Raw genomic sequence first — 19,456 nt, forward strand, 5'->3', positions numbered from 1 at the left:
ATCGGGACTCCCCCCGATACGAGGTGAATCCTCTGCACGGCCCAACCAGGGCCGTCGTGTACGTCGTGCGTGTTGAGTTGCTGCTAGCTCGCCATGCGGCGGGCGGCCTCGTCGAGCCGGTCCGCGAGCGAGCCGTTGATGACCTCGTCGCCGACCTGCACCCGGATCCCGCCGAGGACCTCGGGGTCCACGTCGAGGTTGAGGTGCATCGTGCGGCCGTAGAGCGTGGCGAGAGCCGCGCCGAGGCGCCGCTTCTGCGTCTCGCTCAGCGGGACCGCCGAGGTGACGACGGCGACCATGCGGTCCCGGCGCTCGGCGGCCAGCTTGGACAGGGACTCGAGTCCCGCTTCCAGGCTACGTCCCCGCGGCACGGTGACAAGGCGCGTCACCAGACGCTCGGTGGCGGGCCGGGCCCGGCCGCCGAGCAGGCGGTGCAGCAGCTCGGTCTTGGCCGCGGTGCCCGCGGCCCGGTCCGTCAGCGCCGCGCGCAGCCCGGTGCTCGAGGAGACGATCCGGCCGAAGCGGAACAGCTCGTCCTCGACGTCGTCCAGGTCGCCGGACCGCTGGGCGGCGGTCAGGTCGGCGGTGTCCGCCAGCTCCTCCAGCGCGTCCACCAGGTCGCGGGGCTGCGACCAGCGGGAGCGCACCAGACCGGCCACGAGATCGGCGGTGGTGCCGCCGACCTGGCCGCCGAGCAGGCGCTGGACCAGCTCGGCCTTGGCCTCGGCGGGCTGCGCCGGGTCGGTGAGGACCCGGCGCAGGCCGGCCTCGCGGTCGAGCAGCGCGGTGACGGCCGCCAGCTCGTCGGCGAGCCGCGCCGCGTCGGCGGACGCGGAGTCCGTCAGCGCGTCGAGACGCTCGCGTCCGGCTGCCAGGGCCTCGCGGCTCGCTCCGTTCATCGCGCGGCCTCGGCCTTCTCCTCGAGCTCGTCGAGGAAGCGGTCGATCACTCGGCTCTGCCGGGCGTGGTCCTCGAGGGACTCGCCGACGAGCTTGCCGGCCAGGTCGGTGGCGAGCTTGCCGACGTCCTGGCGGAGCGCCGACGCGGCGGCCTTGCGGTCGGCCTCGATCTGGGTGTGGCCCGCGGCGACGATCTCCTCGCGCTGGCGCTGGCCCTCGGCCCGCATCTCGGCGATGAGGGCGGCACCCTGCTCCTGCGCCTCCTGGCGGAGACGCGCGGCCTCGTGCCGGGCCTCGGCGAGCTGGGCCTTGTACTGCTCGAGGACGCTCTGGGCCTCGGTCTGCGCGGCCTCGGCCTTCTCGATCCCGCCCTCGATGGCCTCGCGGCGCTCCTCCAGAACCTTGTTGATGTTCGGGAGGAGCTTCTTCGCGAGGAAACCGAAGACGATGACGAAGGCGAGCAGGCCGATGACGAGCTCGGGGATCGGCGGGATGAGCGGGTTCTCCTGCTCAGCCGCCAGAATGAGCATCTGGCTCATGTCAGTGCCTTTCGTCTAGGGGCGTTCGCTGATCGGCGAATCAGGTGCCGTAGACGAACGGCATGACCAGGCCGATCAGGGCCAGCGCCTCACAGAAGGCGAAGCCGAGGATCTGGTTGGCGCGGATCAGACCGGCGGCCTCGGGCTGGCGGGCCAGGGCCTGGGTGCCGTTACCGAAGATGATGCCGACGCCGACACCGGGGCCGATGGCGGCGAGGCCGTAACCGATGGAGCCGAGCGAGCCGGAAACAGCGGCAGCAAGGGTCTGGGACATGCCAGTTCTTCCTTCTTCTTTACGGACCGGTGGGGGTTGGCCACCGGACGATCAGGGAGGTGGGCGGGGCGGCGCTCAGTGGTGCTCGGCGAGGGCGCCCTGGATGTAGGTGCACGTCAGCAGGACGAAGACGTACGCCTGCAGTGCCTGGATGAAGAGCTCGAAGGCCGTCATCACGATCGTCATGATGAAGCTGACGCCGGCGTAGGCGATGCCGATGCCGTTCAGCAGGTACCAGCTGGCGATCGTGAAGAGCAGCAGCAGCGTGTGACCCGCGAACATGTTCGCGAACAGTCGCACGGCGTGGGTGAACGGCCGGACCAGCAGGTTCGAGAAGAACTCGATGGTCATGGCGAGCGGCAGGACCGCACCCAGCGACTTGTCGTAGCCCGTGACGTTCTTGAAGAAGCCGACGAAGCCGTGGCGCTTGAAGGTGAGCGAGATCCACAGGACGTAGACGATCACGGCCAGGACCAGCGGGTACGAGATGATCGCCGTCACCGGGAACTGGGCGACCGGGATGATCGACCAGAGGTTCATCATCCAGACGAAGAAGAAGAGCGAGACGACGAGCGGGACGTACTTCTCGCCTTCCCTCTTCCCGATGGTCTCGTAGACGACGCCGCGGCGGATGAAGTCGTAGCCGGTCTCGGCGACCATCTGCAGCTTGCCCGGGACGACCTTCGGCTTGCGGAAGGCGGCCCAGAAGAAGCCGACGATGATGATCGAGCCGAGCAGCGCCAGCAGCATCGTCTTGTTGAAGTACAAGTTGCTGTCCCCGTCGCCCCACAGGGGCTTGAACAGGAACGAGTGCAGGCCGGGAGCGGGGAAGCCACAGCCGGAGAAGATGTGGCAGTCGGTCTCGAAGGCGAGCACCTGCGTCGGGTCAGCACTCACCGCGGGCTCCTTCAGCGTGGCGCATAGGTACGGCAACCTCGTTGTGTCGGCGCGGTCTGAGGCCGCGGTTCGGCACGGGACTGGTGTTACGGATGTGGGGGCGGCGTGGGGGCATCTCGCCTCGCGATCGAGCAGGCGTCAGCTCGGATGCCCGCGCCCGCGATGCCGCAGTTGGCACCGGACGATAGCAGGAAGTCTTACGCGTCTTTATCCCGGCCCTACCCCTCACGACGAGTGCCCTGCCCCCGCGGACCGGTCGGCGGTCGCGGAGGAGCTCGCATCGGGCTCGACGTAGAGGATCTTGGCCTTCATGTGGGCCCGCGCCTGCGCGACGATCCACGCGAGCGTGCCGGCGACCAGGGTGATCGCGAAGGCCCTGGGGTTGAACAGCGTCGTGTGCTTGAACACGGCCAGGAAGATGAACAGCAGCAGGATCTGGGCGGCGTAGAGCATGAGGCCCATCGCCTGGAACAGGTGCGGAAGCGACCTGGCCGTCCGCTGCAGGACATAGAGCCCGATCCCCATGAAGAGGAGCACGACCACCGTCGCGACGACCGCGCCGAGCGCCCCCTTGCCACCGGCGACCACACCGCCGACCACGGCGGCGATCACACCGACGGCGGCCGTGGGCACGGCGGCCTGGGCAAGCATCCGGACGTCGTTGGACGGCATGGCGGCAACTCCGCTTTCACAAAAGGGGGCAGGGTGTCGTCATGGACGAGCGTAGTCCCCGGTTCGAGAGGGGTCCTCAACACCAAGGGGCCCTCGCACTCGGGTCCTTCGGTTCCATCCGGGGTTCTCGTGAACCGTATCACAAACTATTTGATGAGGTCTTTACCTGGTAGGTGTGCCAACTGTCACACATGAGAGTGGCGGCGCGCGCATGTGCAAAATCCGGGCCAACATGTCTGATATTGGGGGTCTTTGCACCCCCACGAGATGGCAACGCTTTAGTCAGATTCTTACCTTGGGCGTCAGCGCGACGATCCGGCCTTGCGCCCTTCCAGGAGCCCCGCGCGGGGGCCCACGGCGGTCGCTCCGTTGACTCCCGCCACTCCCACCGCAACCGCCCCGGACGGCTCACGCGCCTCGTCCGCCCCGGGGAGCAGGCCGTCCCCGGCACCCGGCGCACCGGACGCCTCCGCCGCGGCATCGGATACCGCGGCCCGCCGGCGGCGGTAGCGCGGCGGCACGAACTGCTCGGCCCAGCGGGGGGCGCGCGGGGTGAACCGCGGCAGCAGGAGCAGCACCAGCCCGATGGCGCTGAGGAACACCACGCCCAGCGTGATCCACATGGACGCGGAGCTCACCGAGAAGGCGAGCGCACCGAAGCCGATCAGCGCCGCCCAGAAGTACATGATCAGCACCGCCCGGCTGTGCGAGTGCCCGATCTCCAGCAGCCGGTGGTGCAGGTGCCCTCGGTCCGCGGCGAACGGGGACTGCCCGCGCCAGGTCCGCCGGACGATCGCCAGGACCAGGTCCGCGGCCGGTACGGCGATGATCGTCAGCGGCATCAGCAGCGGGATGTAGACCGGCACCATCTGGTGCACCGTGTTCCGCTCGGACCCGGAGAACAGGGACATCACGTCCGGGTCGACCTGCCCCGTGACGGAGATCGCGCCCGCCGCCAGCACCAGGCCGATGAGCATGGAGCCGGAGTCGCCCATGAAGATCCGCGCCGGATGCATGTTGTGCGGCAGGAATCCCAGGCACATGCCCATCAGGATCGCCGAGAACAGGGTGGCCGGGGCGGCGGCCTCGATGCCGTACGAGTACCAGATCCGGTAGGCGTACAGGAAGAACGCCGCGGCCGCGATGCACACCATGCCGGAGGCGAGGCCGTCGAGGCCGTCGACGAAGTTCACCGCGTTGATCGTGATGACGACCAGGGCGACCGTCAGCAGGGTGCCCTGCCCCCGGGTCAGTGCCACGTTGCCGATGCCCGGGATCGGCAGCCACAGGATCGTCAGGCCCTGCATCACCATGATGCCGGCGGCGATCATCTGACCGCCCAGCTTGATGAGGGCGTCGATCTCGAACTTGTCGTCCAGCACGCCGATCAGCCAGATCAGCGCGGCCCCGGACAGCAGCGCCCGCGGCTCGTTGGACTTGGCGAAGACCTCGTTGAGGTTGGTGAGGTGGTCGGCGACGAGCAGGCCCGCGCACAGGCCGAAGAACATCGCGATCCCGCCGAGCCGCGGAGTGGGCTCCCGGTGCACGTCACGTGCCCGGATCTCCGGCATCGCCCCCGCCACGATCGCGAACTTCCGCACCGGCCCTGTCAGCAGATACGTCACCGCGGCCGTGATGCAGAGCGTCAGCAGGTATTCACGCACAGGCTTCCCCACAGGTCTCGCTGGCCATCTCAGCCCCACACCCTAGCGACGCAGGCATATGGATGGGGACTTCCGGGTAGCGGTCATGGTTCCACGCGTTGCTGTGCACGCCGCTGCGTCTACCCCGGCTCAGCCCGGATACGGCGGAAACCGGCCCGTGAGCTCGCGCACAGCCGCACGTGCCCCGGCCGCGTCGACGGCCCCGCGCAGCACCTTCGCCAGCAGCACCGCGATCAGCTCCATCTCCTCGCCGCCCATGCCCTGGGTGGTCACCGCCGCCGTGCCCAGCCGCAGACCCCGGGCGTCGGCGTGGGGAAGCGCACAGCAGTCGAGGACCATACCGGCCGCGGCGAGCCGGCCGCGCGCGGTGCGGCCGTCGCAGCCCAGCGGCGCCGGGTCGGCGGTGATCAGATGGGTGTCGGTGCCGCCCGTGGTGACCACCAGCCCCTCCGCGGCGAGCCGGTCGGCGAGGACCCGCGCGTTCGCGACGACCTGGTGGGCGTAGGCGGCGTAGGCCGGCGTCGCGGCCTCGCCGAAGGCGACGGCCTTCGCCGCGATGGTGTGCATCTGCGCCCCGCCCTGGGTGAAGGGGAACACCGCGCGGTCGACCCGCTCGGCCAGCTCGGCACCGCACAGGATCATCCCGCCGCGCGGCCCGCGCAGCACCTTGTGCGTCGTGGCGCACACCACGTCCGCGTACGGCACCGGGCTCGGCGCCGCTCCCCCGGCGACCAGCCCGATGGGGTGGGCGGCGTCCGCGATCAGGTAGGCGCCGACCTCGTCGGCGACCTCGCGGAAGAAGGCGTGGTCGATGTGGCGCGGATAGGAGATGGAGCCGCACACGATGGCCTTGGGCCGGTGCGAGCGGGCCAGGGTGCGCACCTGGTCGTGGTCCATCAGCCCGGTCTCCGCGTCCACCCCGTAGCCGACGAAGTCGAACCAGCGGCCGGAGAAGTTCGCGGGCGAGCCGTGCGTCAGGTGCCCGCCGTACGGCAGGCCGAGGGCGAGCACGGTGTCCCCCGGACGCAGCAGCGCCGCATAGGCGGCGAGCACCGCCGAAGAGCCCGAGTGCGGCTGCACGTTGGCGTGCTCGACCCCGAAGAGCCGTCGGGCCCGCTCCACGGCGAGGCGTTCGGCGACGTCGACGATCTCGCAGCCGCCGTGGTGGCGGGCGCCCGGGTAGCCCTCGGCGTACTTGTTGGCCAGCGGCGAGCCGAGCGCGGCCAGCACCGCCGGGGAGGTGAAGTTCTCCGCCGCCACGAGCTGCAGCTCCGTCGCCTGCCGCGCGGCCTCCCCGAGCAGCACGTCGGCCAGTTCGGGGTCCTGCCGCCGCAGGACATCGGCCTCGAGGGCGGGGACGACCGACATGGTGGGCTCCGGGCGGTGGACGGTGACGTACGTCCAATGTAGGCCCGGGGTCCTGGGGGCGCTCGGCCGTTGCGCCCTGACGGGTGCCGCGGCCCCGGCCGGGGCGCTCAGGCCCGCGCGGGGACCCCGGTGAGCGCCGTGACCACCGGGTCCAGCGCCTGGTGTATCTCGTCGCCGATGGACCGGAAGAAGGTCAGCGGGGCGCCGTACGGGTCGTACACCTCGTCCGCCTCGGCGTTCGGGGCGAGCAGCCATCCGCGCAGCGCGGCGGCGGCCCGCACCAGGGCGCGGGCGCGCTCCACGACGCCGTCCTCCAGCGGCGGCAGGGTCGCCGGGTCTATGGCCCGCACCAGACGGGTGAACTCCTTCAGCGTGAAGGTCCGCAGGCCCGCCGAGTGGCCCATGGAGATGACCTGGGCGCGGTGGTCGCGGGTCGCGGTGAGCACCAGGTCGGCACGGATGACGTGCTCGTCGAGCAGCTCGCGGCCGGTGAAGCCGGAGGCGTCCGCGCCGAAGTCGGCCAGCACGGTCTCCGCGTTAGCCTCCATGGGCGCGCCCTCGTGGCCCCAGGTGCCCGCGCTCTCCACGATCAGCCCGCCCACGGGTGCCCGGCCGGCGCGGCCGGACGCGGGGTCGCCGAGCCGGTCGGCCAGGAAGTGCCGGGTCAGCCGCTCGGTGATGGGCGAGCGGCACACGTTGCCGGTGCTGACGTGGAGGATGCGGAAGGTGTCGCGGGGCGGCCCCGGCTGGGCCGGGTTCCCCGTGCCGGGCCCGTCGCCTATGCCACGCATGGGGGTCCCCCCTGCTCGGGCGCGGCGAGGAGCCCGCGGGCGTCGGGGGCCGTCAATTCGCCACCTCGAGGTCGGGTACGACCTTCCGCAGCTCCTCCTCCGTCAGGGCGCCGGCCCGCAGGAGCACGGGCACCTTGCCGGTGACGTCGACGATGGAGGAGGGCACGTTGCCGGGGGTCGGGCCGCCGTCGAGGTAGACGGAGACGGAGTCGGCGAGCATGTCCTGGGCGGCGTCGCAGGTCTCCGGCGCGGGGTGGCCGGTGAGGTTCGCGGAGGAGACGGCCATCGGGCCGACCTCGGTGAGCAGTTCGATGGCGACCGGGTGCAGCGGCATGCGCACGGCGACCGTGCCGCGGGTGTCGCCGAGGTCCCACTGGAGCGAGGGCTGGTGCCGGGCGACGAGGGTGAGCGCGCCGGGCCAGAAGGCGTCGACGAGTTCCCAGGCCATCTCGGAGAAGTCGGTGACCAGGCCGTGCAGCGTGTTCGGGGAGCCGATGAGGACGGGCGTGGGCATGTTGCGGCCCCGGCCCTTGGCGGAGAGCAGGTCGGCGACGGCCTCCGAGGAGAACGCGTCGGCGCCGATGCCGTAGACGGTGTCGGTCGGGAGCACCACGAGTTCGCCCCGGCGGACGGCGGACGCGGCCTCGCGCAGACCCGTCACACGGTCGGTCGCGTCATTGGTGTCGTATCGCCGTGCCATGGTCAGCGGGCCTCCTCGTACACGTACTGCTGGATTGAAGTCCTGGTGGTGGCGGTCACGGCAGCGCCTTGCGTGCGGTGGCGAACCGGGGCCGGTTGTTGAGGTCGGGGTGGTCGGCCGCGTCGGCCCAGCCCCGCTCCTCGGCGAAGATCCACGGCACCTGGCCGCCCTGCGTGTCGGCGTGCTCGACGACGACCACGCCGCCGGGGCGGAGCAGCCGGTGCGCGGTGCGCTCGATGCCGCGGATGAGGTCGAGGCCGTCCTCGCCGGAGAACAGCGCCAGGCCGGGGTCGTAGTCGCGGGCCTCGGGGGCGACGTACTCCCACTCGGTGAGCGGGATGTACGGCGGGTTGGAGACCACGAGGTCGACCTGGCCGTCGAGGTCCGGGAACGCGGTCCTGGCGTCGCCCTGGCGCAGGTCGACCCGGGAGCCCTCCACGTTCTTCCGGGTCCACCGCAGGGCGTCGTCGCTGAGCTCCACGGCGTGCACCCGGGAGCGCGGCACCTCCTGGGCGAGCGCGAGCGCGATGGCGCCCGAGCCGGTGCACAGGTCGACGATGCAGGGCTCCACGACGTCCATGGCGCGCACGGCGTCTATGGCCCAGCCGACCACGGACTCCGTCTCCGGCCGCGGGACGAACACGCCGGGTCCGACCTGGAGCTCCAGATAGCGGAAGTAGGCGCGTCCGGTGATGTGCTGGAGCGGCTCGCGCTGCTCGCGGCGCGCGATGACCTCCCAGTAGCGGGCGTCGAAGTCCGAGTCCTTGACGGTGTGCAGCGCGCCCCGCTTGACGGCGTGCACGAAGGCGGCGAGCTCCTCCGCGTCGTTGCGCGGCGAGGGCACGCCGGCGTCGGCCAGCCGCTGGGTGGCCTGGGCCACCTCCGCGAGCAGCAGGTTCACGCTGGTCCTCCGGTCCTCGGTACGTCCTGTTCGGTGCCTTACGCGGCCGCGAGCCTGGCGGCCGAGTCCGCGTCGACGCAGGCCTGGATCACCGCGTCGAGGTCGCCGTCCAGGACCTGGTCCAGGTTGTACGCCTTGAAGCCGACGCGGTGGTCGGAGATGCGGTTCTCCGGGAAGTTGTACGTGCGGATCTTCTCGGAGCGGTCGACGGTGCGGACCTGGCTGCGCCGGGCGTCGGCCGCCTCCCGCTCCGCCTCCTCCTGCGCCGCGGCGAGCAGCCTGGAGCGCAGGATACGCATCGCCTGCTCCTTGTTCTGCAGCTGGCTCTTCTCGTTCTGGCAGGAGGCGACGACTCCGGTCGGGATGTGCGTGATGCGCACCGCGGAGTCGGTGGTGTTGACGGACTGGCCGCCGGGGCCGGACGAGCGGTAGACGTCGATCCGCAGGTCGTTCGGGTTGATCTCGACGTCGACCTCCTCCGCCTCGGGCGTGACGAGCACGCCGGCGGCGGAGGTGTGGATGCGGCCCTGGGACTCGGTGGCGGGCACGCGCTGCACGCGGTGCACCCCGCCCTCGTACTTCATCCGGGCCCAGACGCCCAGGCCGGGCTCGATCTGGCCGCGGGCCTTCACCGCGACCTGCACGTCCTTGTAGCCGCCGAGCTCGGACTCGGTGGCGTCGATGATCTCGGTCTTCCAGCCGACCCGCTCGGCGTACCGCAGGTACATGCGCAGCAGGTCGCCGGCGAACAGGGCGGACTCGTCGCCGCCCGCGCCGGCCTTGATCTCGAGGATGACGTCCTTGTCGTCGCTGGGGTCGCGCGGGACGAGGAGCAGGCGCAGCTTCTCGGTGAGGTCCTCGCGCTGCCGGTCCAGGTCCTTGACCTCGGCGGCGAAGTCGGGGTCGTCCGCGGCGAGTTCGCGGGCGGTCTCGATGTCGTCGCCGGTCTGCTTCCAGGAGCGGTACGTGGCGACGATCGGGGTGAGCTCGGCGTAGCGCTTGTTCAGCCTGCGCGCGTTGGCCTGGTCGGCGTGGACCGACGGATCGGCGAGCTTCGTCTCCAGGTCGGCGTGCTCGGCGACGAGTTCCTCGACGGCCTCGAACATCTTGGGGCTCCTGTGCAGCGGGTGAGGGGAAGGCGGGCGACCAAAAACGCCGGTCCCGGCGCGCCCTCGCGGAAAGGGCGCGGCCGTGGACCGGCGATTGGGGGCTCGCTACTTCTTGGAGCCGGCGGCCTTGCCGAAGCGGGCCTCGAAGCGGGCCACACGGCCACCGGTGTCGAGGATCTTCTGCTTGCCCGTGTAGAACGGGTGGCACTCGGAGCAGACCTCGGCACGGATGGTGCCGGAGTCGATGGTGCTGCGGGTGGTGAACGACGCGCCGCAGGTGCAGCTGACCTGCGTCTCGACGTACGCGGGGTGGATGTCGCGCTTCAAGGTGTCTCCTAGTGTTCGGGAGGGCGCCGGGTCGCCGCCGCGGGATGCGGGGGCGTGAACCGGAACCGACGTACCAGTCTGCCAGGACTGGCGCCATCCCCCAAAACCGAGAGGCGGGGCCGGGTATTCCCGACGGCCCCGGGGCGCACCCGGGCCCGGGTCAGGGGGAGCTGACGACGCCCTTCGCCCCGCCCGTTGCGGTGCCGTGGGAGGCGTTCGCCGGGATGGGCCGGTCGTTCTTCAGGGCCTTCCACACCAGCTTCGCCTTGGCCTCGTCGATGATGACGCGGTTGGCGTCGGCGGTGTCGTACTGCACCGGCATCGTCACCATGCTCATGTGCGACGAGGAGATGCCCTTCAGGTTGCCGGCGAAGGACATCAGGGAGTTCACCGAACCGAGCTCGGAGTCGGTGGTGACGGACCTGGTGGCGGTGTCGGCGAGGTCGTACAGCTTCGTGGGGCTGGTGAAGACGCCGAGGTGCTTGACCTGGTCGACGAGCGCCTTGACGAAGGCCTGCTGGAGCTGGATGCGGCCGAGGTCGGAGCCGTCGCCGACGCCGTGCCGGGTGCGGACCAGGCCGAGCGCCTGCTGCCCGCCGAGGGTGTGGGTGCCGGCGGACAGCTTCAGGTGGCTGTTCGGGTCGTCGATGGCCCGGGTCGTGGTGACCTTCACGCCGCCGAGGTCGTCGACGAGCCGCTCGAAGCCGCGGAAGTCGACCTCGAGGTAGTGGTCCATCCGGATGCCGGTGAGGGACTCGACGGTCTTCACGGCGCAGGTGGCGCCGCCGGTGGAGTACGCCTCGTTGAACATCACGTCGTGGGCGGCCGGGTGCGCGGTGCCGTGGGTGTCGGTGCACTCGGGCCGGTCGACGAGGGTGTCGCGCGGGATGGAGACCACGCTGGCCTTCTTGTGCCCCTTGTACACGTGCACGATCATCGCGGTGTCGGAGCGGGCGCTGCCGTCGTCCGTGCCGCCGCCGAGCTTGCGGTTGCCGCCGGCGCGGGTGTCGGAGCCGAGCACCAGGATGTTCTCGGAGCCGTTGTCGACCTTGGTGGGCCGGTGGCCGGCGAGTGCCTGGTCGAGGTCGACGCTCCGGATGTTGCCGTTGAGCTTGAAGTAGACGTATCCGGCGCCGGTGCCGCCGAGCACGACGATGCCCGCGGCGGTCCAGGCCGCCACCTTCAGGGCCTTGCGGCGCCCGGAGGTCGGCCTGCGGCTGCGGCCGCTGTTGCGGCCGCCCGGACTCGTGGGCTCGGTCTCCCCGGGTATGCCGGGGTCCGGCGTGCTCTCGGCGGCCATGCGCTCCTCAGCTCTCGTTCTACGGTCGGTTACCCCCTGCTTTCAGGGTCAGCCCCGGTCTGCGTGAGACCCGTACCGCACCATCGTCGCTCGTACGGACAGACGGGGGAACTCGGGACAGGGTTGCACAACCCTCCGTGTCACTTTCAGGGCTTCCGGGTGACGCTCCGTAGCCGGATACGCGGAGCGCAAGCCGCCCACCTGCGGTTTCGCAGGACGGCCGAAAAAGGGCGCACAGGGGCGCCGGGGACGGTGCCTGTGGCCAAGGTCTCGCCCGGGCCGGTACGGGCCCCGAGACGGCCGCAGAGGCCCGCCACGGACCCTGCGGGGGCCCGCCGCGGCGCTGGGGTCCCCCGGAAACGGCCGGAGGGCCGCCCCCGTGACGGGGACGGCCCTCCGGATACGGCCCGCAGGACCCGGCGCCGGCGTCAGTCGCCGTTGCCCGGGGTCGGCGTCGTCTTCTGGATCTGCATCAGGAACTCGCCGTTCGACTTGGTCTGCTTCATCTTGTCCAGGAGCAGCTCGATCGCCTGCTGCTGGTCCAGCGCGTGCAGCACCCGCCGCAGCTTCCAGACGACGGCGAGCTCCTCGTTGCCGAGCAGGATCTCCTCCTTGCGGGTGCCGGACGCGTCGACGTCCACCGCAGGGAAGATGCGCTTGTCGGCGAGCTTCCGGTCGAGCTTGAGCTCCATGTTGCCGGTGCCCTTGAACTCCTCGAAGATCACCTCGTCCATGCGGGACCCGGTGTCCACCAGGGCGGTGGCGAGGATGGTCAGCGAGCCGCCGTCCTCGATGTTCCGGGCCGCACCGAAGAAGCGCTTCGGCGGGTACAGGGCGGTCGAGTCGACACCACCGGACAGGATGCGGCCGGACGCCGGGGCGGCGAGGTTGTACGCGCGGCCCAGACGGGTGATGGAGTCGAGCAGCACGACCACGTCGTGACCCAGCTCCACGAGGCGCTTGGCGCGCTCGATGGCCAGCTCGGCGACCGTGGTGTGGTCCTCGGCCGGGCGGTCGAAGGTCGAGGAGATGACCTCGCCCTTGACCGACCGCTGCATGTCGGTGACCTCTTCCGGACGCTCGTCCACCAGGACGACCATCAGGTGGCACTCGGGGTTGTTGTGGGTGATCGCGTTGGCGACCGCCTGCATGATCATGGTCTTGCCGGTCTTCGGCGGCGCCACGATCAGACCGCGCTGGCCCTTGCCGATCGGCGACACGAGGTCGATGATCCGCGTGGTCAGCACGCCCGGGTCCGTCTCCAGGCGGAGGCGGTCCTGCGGGTACAGCGGGGTCAGCTTGTTGAACTCCGGGCGGCCGCGGCCGTGTTCGGGCGCCATGCCGTTGACCGAGTCGAGGCGGACCAGCGCGTTGAACTTCTCGCGGCGCTCGCCCTCCTTCGGCTGGCGGACCGCACCGGTGACGTGGTCGCCCTTGCGCAGGCCGTTCTTGCGGACCTGGGCCAGGGAGACGTACACGTCGTTCGGGCCGGGCAGGTAGCCGGAGGTCCGGATGAAGGCGTAGTTGTCGAGGATGTCGAGGATGCCCGCGACGGGGATCAGGACGTCGTCGTCGGTGAGCTGCGGCTCGGAGACCTCGTCGCGGCCGCGGCGGCCCCGGCGGTCCCGGTAGCGGCCGCGCCGGCCCCGGCGCCCGCCCTCGAAGTCGTCGTCGTCCTGCGGACCGGCGTTGCGGTCCTGGCGGCCGCCGCCCTGCTGCTGGTTCTGCCGCTGGCCGCCCTGGCCCTGCTGGTCGTCGCCCTTGCCGCGGCGGTCGCGGTCACGGCCGCGCTCCCGGCGGTCGCGGCGGCGGCCCTCGCCGTCACCGCCGTCGCCCTGGGCCTGCTGCTGGCCGGAGCCGTCGGAGCGGGCCTCGCCCTTGGCGTCGGCGGCGGACTCGGCGCCCGACGGGCTGCCCGCGTCCGCGCCGGCCCGGCGGCGGCGGCGCTCGGCGGGGGCGTCGTCCCCCGCGGCCTCCCGGCCCCGCTCGGCCTGGGCGGTGCCCCCGGCCGGCTGGCCCGGGATCTCGATCTGCTGCTGGGCCGCGGCCTTGTCGGCGGCGTCGGCCGTCTTCTTCTCCGCGGCGCCCTCGTCGCCGGTGCGCGTCCGGGAGGTGCTCCGGCGCTTCGGCTTGGTCTCGGCGGCGTCGGCCTTGGCGGCGGCGCCCCCTCCCCCGGAGCCGGACGGGGCCTGGGAGGCGCCGCCCTGGGCCTCCTTGATGACCTCGATCAGCTGGCTCTTGCGCATCCGCGCGGTGCCCTTGATGCCGAGGCCGGAGGCGACCTGCTGCAGCTCGGCCAGCACCATGCCCTCGAGGCCGGTACCGCGGCGCCGACGGGAGCCGGCACCGGTGGCAGGCGCGGAGGCGTCCGTGGAGGGCGCGGCAGCGGTCTCCTCGACACGTGCGCCCATCAGATCGGTGGTGTCGCTCACGAAGGGTCCTTCCCTGGAGCGGACGTCGGCCTGTCTGGCTCGGCGACCGGTTGTGCTGTCCGGCACGGGTCCCTGCGTTGTGGACCGTGCCGGGGCGGTGGTCCGCCACAGCGGCGGAAGAGATTTCTGGTGATGGCGCTACCTCGAGCCGTGACACCCGGTGTCACGTGGCGTGGTCGCACCTGTTCCGGAGCGTGCCCGGCGGGCCACTCAGCGTCCGCGCACGTCGTACTGCCCAGGTACGTCGTACAGGACACAGTGCGGCTTGGGGAGCTCCCGGAAGAATGTCTGTCCCGGACGGGGACACGATGCACCTCGCCATGGTGGGGTCGGGTGCAGACTTGAGGTTAACACTACCGGATCCAACAAACATTCCCCCTCTCGAAATCCGGCAAGCGTGCGTTTCAGTCGATGCCGGGAGCCGTGAGCGGCAGCACGCTCGCCCCCTGCAGATCGAGACTCAGCCGATTGGCGGCCCAGTCCGCGCCTGCCAGTTGCTCCACCTTGTCGGCCGTCTCCGCGTCCGCCAGCGCCATGACGGTGGGTCCGGCGCCGGAGATCACCGCGGGGATGCCGTCGCCGCGCAGCCGCTCCACCAGCGCCGCGCTGTCCGGCATCGCCGGGGAGCGGTACTCCTGGTGCAGCCGGTCCTCGGTGGCCGGCAGCAGCAGCTCGGGGCGCCGGGTGAGGGCCTCGACGAGCAGCGCGGCGCGGCCCGCGTTGACGGCGGCGTCGACGTGCGGCACGGTGCGCGGCAGCAGTCCGCGCGCGGTCTCGGTCAGGACGGGTTTCCCGGGCACGAAAACCACCGGAACGATGGAACCGGAGGGCTCCATCCTGATGGCGCGGGCCGCCCCGGACTCCATCCAGGAGAGCGTGAACCCGCCCAGCAGGCAGGCCGCCACGTTGTCCGGGTGGCCCTCGATCTCGGTGGCCAGCGCCAGCAGGGCGGCGTCGTCGAGCCGGGCCTCGCCGCCTATGGTCACGGCGCGGGCGGCGACGATGCCGGCGCAGATGGCGGCGGAGGAGGAGCCGAGGCCGCGCCCGTGCGGGATGCGGTTGGCGCAGACGATCTCCAGGCCGCGCGGCTGGCCGCCCAGGACGTCGAAGGCGGTGCGCAGGGAGCGTACGAGGAGATGGCGCTCGTCGCGGGGCAGCGTCCCGCTGCCCTCGCCGGCGATGTCGAGGTGCAGTCCGGAGTCGGCGACCCGGACGACCACGTCGTCGTAGAGCCCCAGCGCGAGGCCGAGGGCGTCGAAGCCCGGACCGAGGTTGGCGCTGGTGGCGGGGACGCGCACCCGGACGGCGGCGGCGCGGAACGCTGGACCGGCCATCGCTCGATGACTCTCCTTGAGCTGCGGTCGAAACGGGTTCGATCGGGTGGGTTTCGATGGATGGGTGAGGACCCTCGGCCGCGCAGACGGCGCGGCTCCGCGCGCTGCGTGGGCATATGCGGCGGGCGGGTTCACCCCAGCCTATCGAAGGAAGGTTCTGCGGCGACATAGGGCGCACAGGAGGCGCACGATGCGTGTCGCGAGCCCCTCGTGCCCCCGGCCGCCGGACGTCCCCGAGGGGGCGTCACCGGCGGCCGTCCGGGGGCGCGGCCGCCGCGGCCGTGCCCCCGTCGTGCCTGCTCCGGGCGGCCGGGCCGGCCGCCCGGGTCAGGCGAGACCTAGGCGTTCCGCGGCGGTCGCCGCGTCGACCGGGACGGTGACCGGCTGGGGGGCACCGGCGACGGCCCAGTCGGGGTCCTTCAGGCCGTTGCCGGTGACCGTGCAGACGATCCGCTGGCCCGGGTCGACCCTGCCCTGCTCGGCCGCCTTCAGCAGGCCGGCCACGGACGCCGCGGACGCCGGCTCGACGAACACGCCCTCCTGCGCGGCCAACAGCCGGTAGGCGCGCAGGATCTCACGGTCCGTCACCTCGTCGATCACACCGCCGGACTCGTCGCGCGCGGCGAGGGCGTGCTGCCAGGAGGCAGGGTTGCCGATGCGGATCGCGGTGGCGATGGTCGACGGGTCCTTGACGACCTCGCCACGCACGATCGGTGCGCTGCCGGAGGCCTGGAAGCCCCACATGCGGGGGGTGTGCGTGGCGACGCCGTCGGCGGCGTACTCCCGGTAGCCCTTCCAGTAGGCGGTGATGTTGCCCGCGTTGCCCACCGGAAGGACGTGGATGTCGGGTGCGTCGCCGAGCATGTCGACGATCTCGAACGCCGCCGTCTTCTGGCCCTCGATCCGCACCGGGTTGACCGAATTGACCAGCGCGACCGGGTAGTTGTCGCTGAGGCTGCGGGCGAGGGTGAGGCAGTCGTCGAAGTTCCCGTCGACCTGGAGGATCTTCGCGCCGTGCACCAGGGCCTGGCCCATCTTGCCGAGCGCGATCTTGCCCCGCGGGACGAGCACGGCGGAGACCATGCCGGCCCGCACCGCGTAGGCGGCGGCCGAGGCGGAGGTGTTGCCGGTGGAGGCGCAGATGACCGCCTTGGCGCCCTCCTCCTTGGCCCGTGTGATGGCCATGGTCATGCCGCGGTCCTTGAAGGACCCGGTCGGGTTCGCGCCCTCGACCTTGAGGTGGACCTCGCAGCCGGTGCGCTCGGAGAGCACCTGCGCGGGCACGAGGGGCGTGCCGCCCTCGCGGAGCGTCACGACCGGCGAGTCGGCGGACACCGGCAGCCGGTCCCGGTACTCCTCGATGATTCCGCGCCACTGGTGGGTCATTGCTGGTTACTCTCCTTCAACCCGCATGATGCTGGCGACACCCCGCACGGTGTCGAGGTTGCGCAGCGCCTCGACGGTGCCCGTCAGGGCGGCGTCCGAGGCGCGGTGGGTGACGACGACGAGGGACGCCTCGCCGTCCTTGCCCTGCTGGCGAACGGTGTCGATGGACACGCCGTGCTCGGAGAACACGGTGGCCACCTGGGCGAGGACGCCCGGCTTGTCCGCCACGTCGAGGCTGATGTGGTAGCGCGTGACCACGTCGCCCATCGGCGAGACGGGCAGCGCCGCGTACGCCGACTCACCGGGGCCCGTCGCTCCGCCGAGCCGGTTGCGGCACACCGCCACCAGGTCGCCGAGGACGGCCGAGGCGGTGGGCGAGCCGCCGGCGCCGGGGCCGTAGAACATCAGCTGCCCGGCCGCGTCCGACTCGACGAACACCGCGTTGTAGGCACCGCGCACGGAGGCCAGCGGGTGGCTGAGCGGGATCATCGCGGGGTGCACGCGCGCGGTGACGGACCCGCCGTCGCGGGCCCGCTCGCAGATGGCGAGCAGCTTGATGGTGCAGCCCATCCCCCTGGCGGAGGCGAAGTCGGCCGCGGTGACCTCGGTCATGCCCTCGCGGTAGACGTCGTCGAGGCGGACCCGGGTGTGGAAGGCGATGCCGGCGAGGATGGCGGCCTTCGCGGCCGCGTCGAAGCCCTCGACGTCGGCGGTCGGGTCGGCCTCGGCGTACCCGAGGGCGGTGGCCTCGTCCAGCGCCTCCTGGTACCCGGCGCCGGTGGAGTCCATCTTGTCGAGGATGAAGTTGGTGGTGCCGTTGACGATGCCGAGCACCCGGTTGACCTTGTCGCCGGCGAGGGACTCGCGCAGCGGCCGGATCAGCGGGATGGCGCCGGCCACGGCGGCCTCGTAGTAGAGGTCCCGGCCGTGCTCCCCCGCCGCGGCGTGCAGGGCGGCGCCGTCCTGGGCGAGGAGGGCCTTGTTGGCGGAGACGACCGACGCGCCGTGCTCGAAGGCGGTGGTGATGAGCGTCCGGGCGGGCTCGATCCCGCCGATGACCTCCACGACGACGTCGAGGTCGCCGCGTTTGACGAGGGCGGTCGCGTCGGTGGTGACGAGGGCCGGGTCGATGCCCTCGCGGACCTTGGAGAGCCGCCGCACGGCCACCCCCGCGAGCTCCACGGGGGCGCCGACGCGTGCGGCGAGGTCGGCGGCGTGCGTCGTCATGATGCGCGCCACCTCTGAGCCGACGACCCCACAGCCCAGCAGCGCCACCTTCAGCGGACGCGTACGCATCATCCGACCTCGTTTCCTCTTACCGTCTACGGTGGGACCAGTCTCACTCACCGGTACGGAGTTTCCGTCTTTTGTCCGGATCGTGAGACGTTTATTTCACTTTCTCAGGGGTGTGCGACAGGAGATCTTCCGGACCTCGCGGCCCGGTCCCGCCGTCGCATGGGGCGTCACCCGACGTCCAGGCGCAGCAGGTCCTCCTCGGTCTCCCGCCGGACGATCACCCGGGCCGCGCCGTCCGCGACGGCGACCACCGGCGGGCGCGGCACGTGGTTGTAGTTGCTCGCCATGGACCGGCAGTACGCCCCGGTGGCCGGCACGGCGATCAGGTCGCCCGGCGCCAGGTCCGCGGGCAGGAACGCGTCCTTCACCACGATGTCGCCGCTCTCGCAGTGCTTGCCGACCACCCGCGCCAGCACGGGCGCCGCGTCGGAGGCGCGGGACACCAGCGCCACGCTGTACTCGGCGTCGTAGAGCGCGGTGCGGATGTTGTCGGACATCCCGCCGTCGACCGACACGTACGTGCGCAGCCCCTCCAGCGGCTTGACGGTGCCGACCTCGTAGAGCGTGAACGCGGTCGGGCCGACGATGGCGCGCCCCGGCTCGACGGAGATGCGCGGGGTGCGCAGCCGGGCCGCGTCGCACTCGCGGGAGACGATCTCGGTCAGCGCCTTGGCGATCTCGTGCGGCTCGCGCGGGTCGTCGTCGCTCGTGTACGCGATGCCCAGGCCGCCGCCGAGGTCGATCTCCGGCAGCTCCACGCCGTGCTCGTCCCGGACGGCCTTCAGCAGACCCACCACCCGGTGGGCGGCCACCTCGAAGCCGGACATGTCGAAGATCTGCGAGCCGATGTGGCTGTGGATGCCGATCAGTTCGATGCCGTCGAGCTGCAGCGCCCGCCGCACCGCCTCGGCGGCCTGTCCGCCGGCCAGCGGGATCCCGAACTTCTGGTCCTCGTGCGCGGTGGCGATGAACTCGTGGGTGTGCGCCTCGACGCCCACGGTGATCCGGATCTGGACCTTCTGCCGCCGGCCGAGCGACTGCGCGATGTGCGCGACGCGGACGATCTCCTGGAAGGAGTCGAGCACGATCCGCCCGACCCCGGCCTCGACCGCGCGCCGGATCTCCTCGGTGGACTTGTTGTTGCCGTGCAGCGCGATGCGGTCGGCCGGCATACCGGCGGACAGCGCGGTGGCCAGCTCGCCGCCCGAGCAGACGTCGAGGTTGAGGCCCTCCTCGTGCAGCCAGCGCACCACAGCCCGGGACAGGAACGCCTTGCCCGCGTAGAAGACGTCGGCGTCCTGGCCGAACGCGGTGCGCCAGGCCCGCGCCCGGGCCCGGAAGTCGGCCTCGTCGAGGACGTAGGCGGGCGTTCCGAACTCCTCGGCGAGCCGGGTGACGGGAAGCCCGCCGACGGTGACCACGCCGTCCGCGTCACGGCCGACGGTACGGGCCCACACCTTCGCGTCGAGGGCGTTGAGGTCGGTGGGCGGGGCGGAGTAGTGCCCCTCGGGCAGGACATCGGCGTGACGGGGCCCGGCGGGGTGTGCGGAACGGCTCATGGCTACGG

18 protein-coding genes are annotated in these 19,456 nt (G+C 71.7%); all 18 read right to left on the bottom strand.

Annotated features, from left to right (window positions below):
* Positions 1-83: 83 nt before the first annotated feature.
* The 18 genes from P3H78_RS04260 to lysA all read right to left on the bottom strand — a co-directional run bounded on the left by P3H78_RS04260 (position 84) and on the right by lysA (position 19,448).
* Positions 84-899, bottom strand: a complete 816-nt coding sequence (locus P3H78_RS04260) for a F0F1 ATP synthase subunit delta (RefSeq protein ID WP_276107402.1) — start codon at positions 897-899, stop codon at positions 84-86.
* Positions 896-1,438: a F0F1 ATP synthase subunit B gene (locus P3H78_RS04265; protein ID WP_276107403.1), complete on the bottom strand. Its 543-nt coding sequence runs from the start codon at positions 1,436-1,438 to the stop codon at positions 896-898. Before P3H78_RS04265 ends, P3H78_RS04260 begins: the two co-directional genes overlap by 4 nt.
* Positions 1,439-1,478: 40 nt before the next feature.
* A complete protein-coding gene (gene atpE, locus P3H78_RS04270; protein ID WP_276107404.1) occupies positions 1,479-1,712 on the bottom strand; it encodes an ATP synthase F0 subunit C in 234 nt (77 codons plus the stop codon).
* A 75-nt stretch (positions 1,713-1,787) separates the two neighbouring features.
* Entirely contained in the window at positions 1,788-2,609 is an 822-nt protein-coding gene (atpB, locus tag P3H78_RS04275) for a F0F1 ATP synthase subunit A (protein WP_276107405.1), read from the bottom strand.
* A 225-nt stretch (positions 2,610-2,834) separates the two neighbouring features.
* The gene (locus P3H78_RS04280) at positions 2,835-3,281 is read right to left on the bottom strand and encodes a Cg1360 family ATP-synthase-associated protein (RefSeq protein WP_276107406.1); all 447 of its coding nucleotides are present in this window, start codon (positions 3,279-3,281) and stop codon (positions 2,835-2,837) included.
* Positions 3,282-3,583: 302 nt separating this feature from the next.
* A complete protein-coding gene (locus P3H78_RS04285; RefSeq protein WP_276107407.1) occupies positions 3,584-4,945 on the bottom strand; it encodes an MraY family glycosyltransferase in 1,362 nt (453 codons plus the stop codon).
* A gap of 129 nt (positions 4,946-5,074) precedes the next feature.
* Positions 5,075-6,313 carry a serine hydroxymethyltransferase gene (glyA, locus tag P3H78_RS04290; protein ID WP_276107408.1) on the bottom strand — a complete coding sequence of 413 codons (1,239 nt, stop codon included), beginning with the start codon at positions 6,311-6,313 and terminating at the stop codon, positions 5,075-5,077.
* A 107-nt stretch (positions 6,314-6,420) separates the two neighbouring features.
* Positions 6,421-7,104: an arsenate reductase/protein-tyrosine-phosphatase family protein gene (locus tag P3H78_RS04295; RefSeq protein WP_276107409.1), complete on the bottom strand. Its 684-nt coding sequence runs from the start codon at positions 7,102-7,104 to the stop codon at positions 6,421-6,423.
* 52 nt (positions 7,105-7,156) lie between these two features.
* Positions 7,157-7,804, bottom strand: coding sequence for an L-threonylcarbamoyladenylate synthase (locus P3H78_RS04300; RefSeq protein WP_276107410.1), 648 nt, complete (start codon positions 7,802-7,804; stop codon positions 7,157-7,159).
* Positions 7,805-7,859: 55 nt separating this feature from the next.
* The gene (gene prmC / locus P3H78_RS04305; protein WP_276107411.1) at positions 7,860-8,705 is read right to left on the bottom strand and encodes a peptide chain release factor N(5)-glutamine methyltransferase; all 846 of its coding nucleotides are present in this window, start codon (positions 8,703-8,705) and stop codon (positions 7,860-7,862) included.
* Between the two features lie 38 nt (positions 8,706-8,743).
* The gene (gene prfA, locus P3H78_RS04310) at positions 8,744-9,811 is read right to left on the bottom strand and encodes a peptide chain release factor 1 (RefSeq protein ID WP_276107412.1); all 1,068 of its coding nucleotides are present in this window, start codon (positions 9,809-9,811) and stop codon (positions 8,744-8,746) included.
* Between the two features lie 108 nt (positions 9,812-9,919).
* Complete coding sequence (gene rpmE, locus P3H78_RS04315; RefSeq protein ID WP_190013247.1) at positions 9,920-10,141, bottom strand: 50S ribosomal protein L31; 222 nt, start codon at positions 10,139-10,141, stop codon at positions 9,920-9,922.
* Positions 10,142-10,301: 160 nt separating this feature from the next.
* Positions 10,302-11,441, bottom strand: a complete 1,140-nt coding sequence (locus P3H78_RS04320) for an LCP family protein (protein WP_276107413.1) — start codon at positions 11,439-11,441, stop codon at positions 10,302-10,304.
* Positions 11,442-11,869: 428 nt separating this feature from the next.
* Entirely contained in the window at positions 11,870-13,873 is a 2,004-nt protein-coding gene (gene rho, locus P3H78_RS04325) for a transcription termination factor Rho (RefSeq protein ID WP_276107414.1), read from the bottom strand.
* A gap of 404 nt (positions 13,874-14,277) precedes the next feature.
* Positions 14,278-15,207 carry a homoserine kinase gene (thrB, locus tag P3H78_RS04330; RefSeq protein ID WP_276107415.1) on the bottom strand — a complete coding sequence of 310 codons (930 nt, stop codon included), beginning with the start codon at positions 15,205-15,207 and terminating at the stop codon, positions 14,278-14,280.
* Between the two features lie 327 nt (positions 15,208-15,534).
* Complete coding sequence (gene thrC, locus P3H78_RS04335; protein WP_276107416.1) at positions 15,535-16,593, bottom strand: threonine synthase; 1,059 nt, start codon at positions 16,591-16,593, stop codon at positions 15,535-15,537.
* A 6-nt stretch (positions 16,594-16,599) separates the two neighbouring features.
* A complete protein-coding gene (locus P3H78_RS04340; protein WP_276107417.1) occupies positions 16,600-17,892 on the bottom strand; it encodes a homoserine dehydrogenase in 1,293 nt (430 codons plus the stop codon).
* 164 nt (positions 17,893-18,056) lie between these two features.
* The gene (lysA, locus tag P3H78_RS04345; RefSeq protein ID WP_276107418.1) at positions 18,057-19,448 is read right to left on the bottom strand and encodes a diaminopimelate decarboxylase; all 1,392 of its coding nucleotides are present in this window, start codon (positions 19,446-19,448) and stop codon (positions 18,057-18,059) included.
* Between the last annotated feature and the right edge of the window lie 8 nt (positions 19,449-19,456).

This window comes from Streptomyces tropicalis, from assembly GCF_029269835.1.
Lineage (GTDB): Bacteria > Actinomycetota > Actinomycetes > Streptomycetales > Streptomycetaceae > Streptomyces > Streptomyces tropicalis.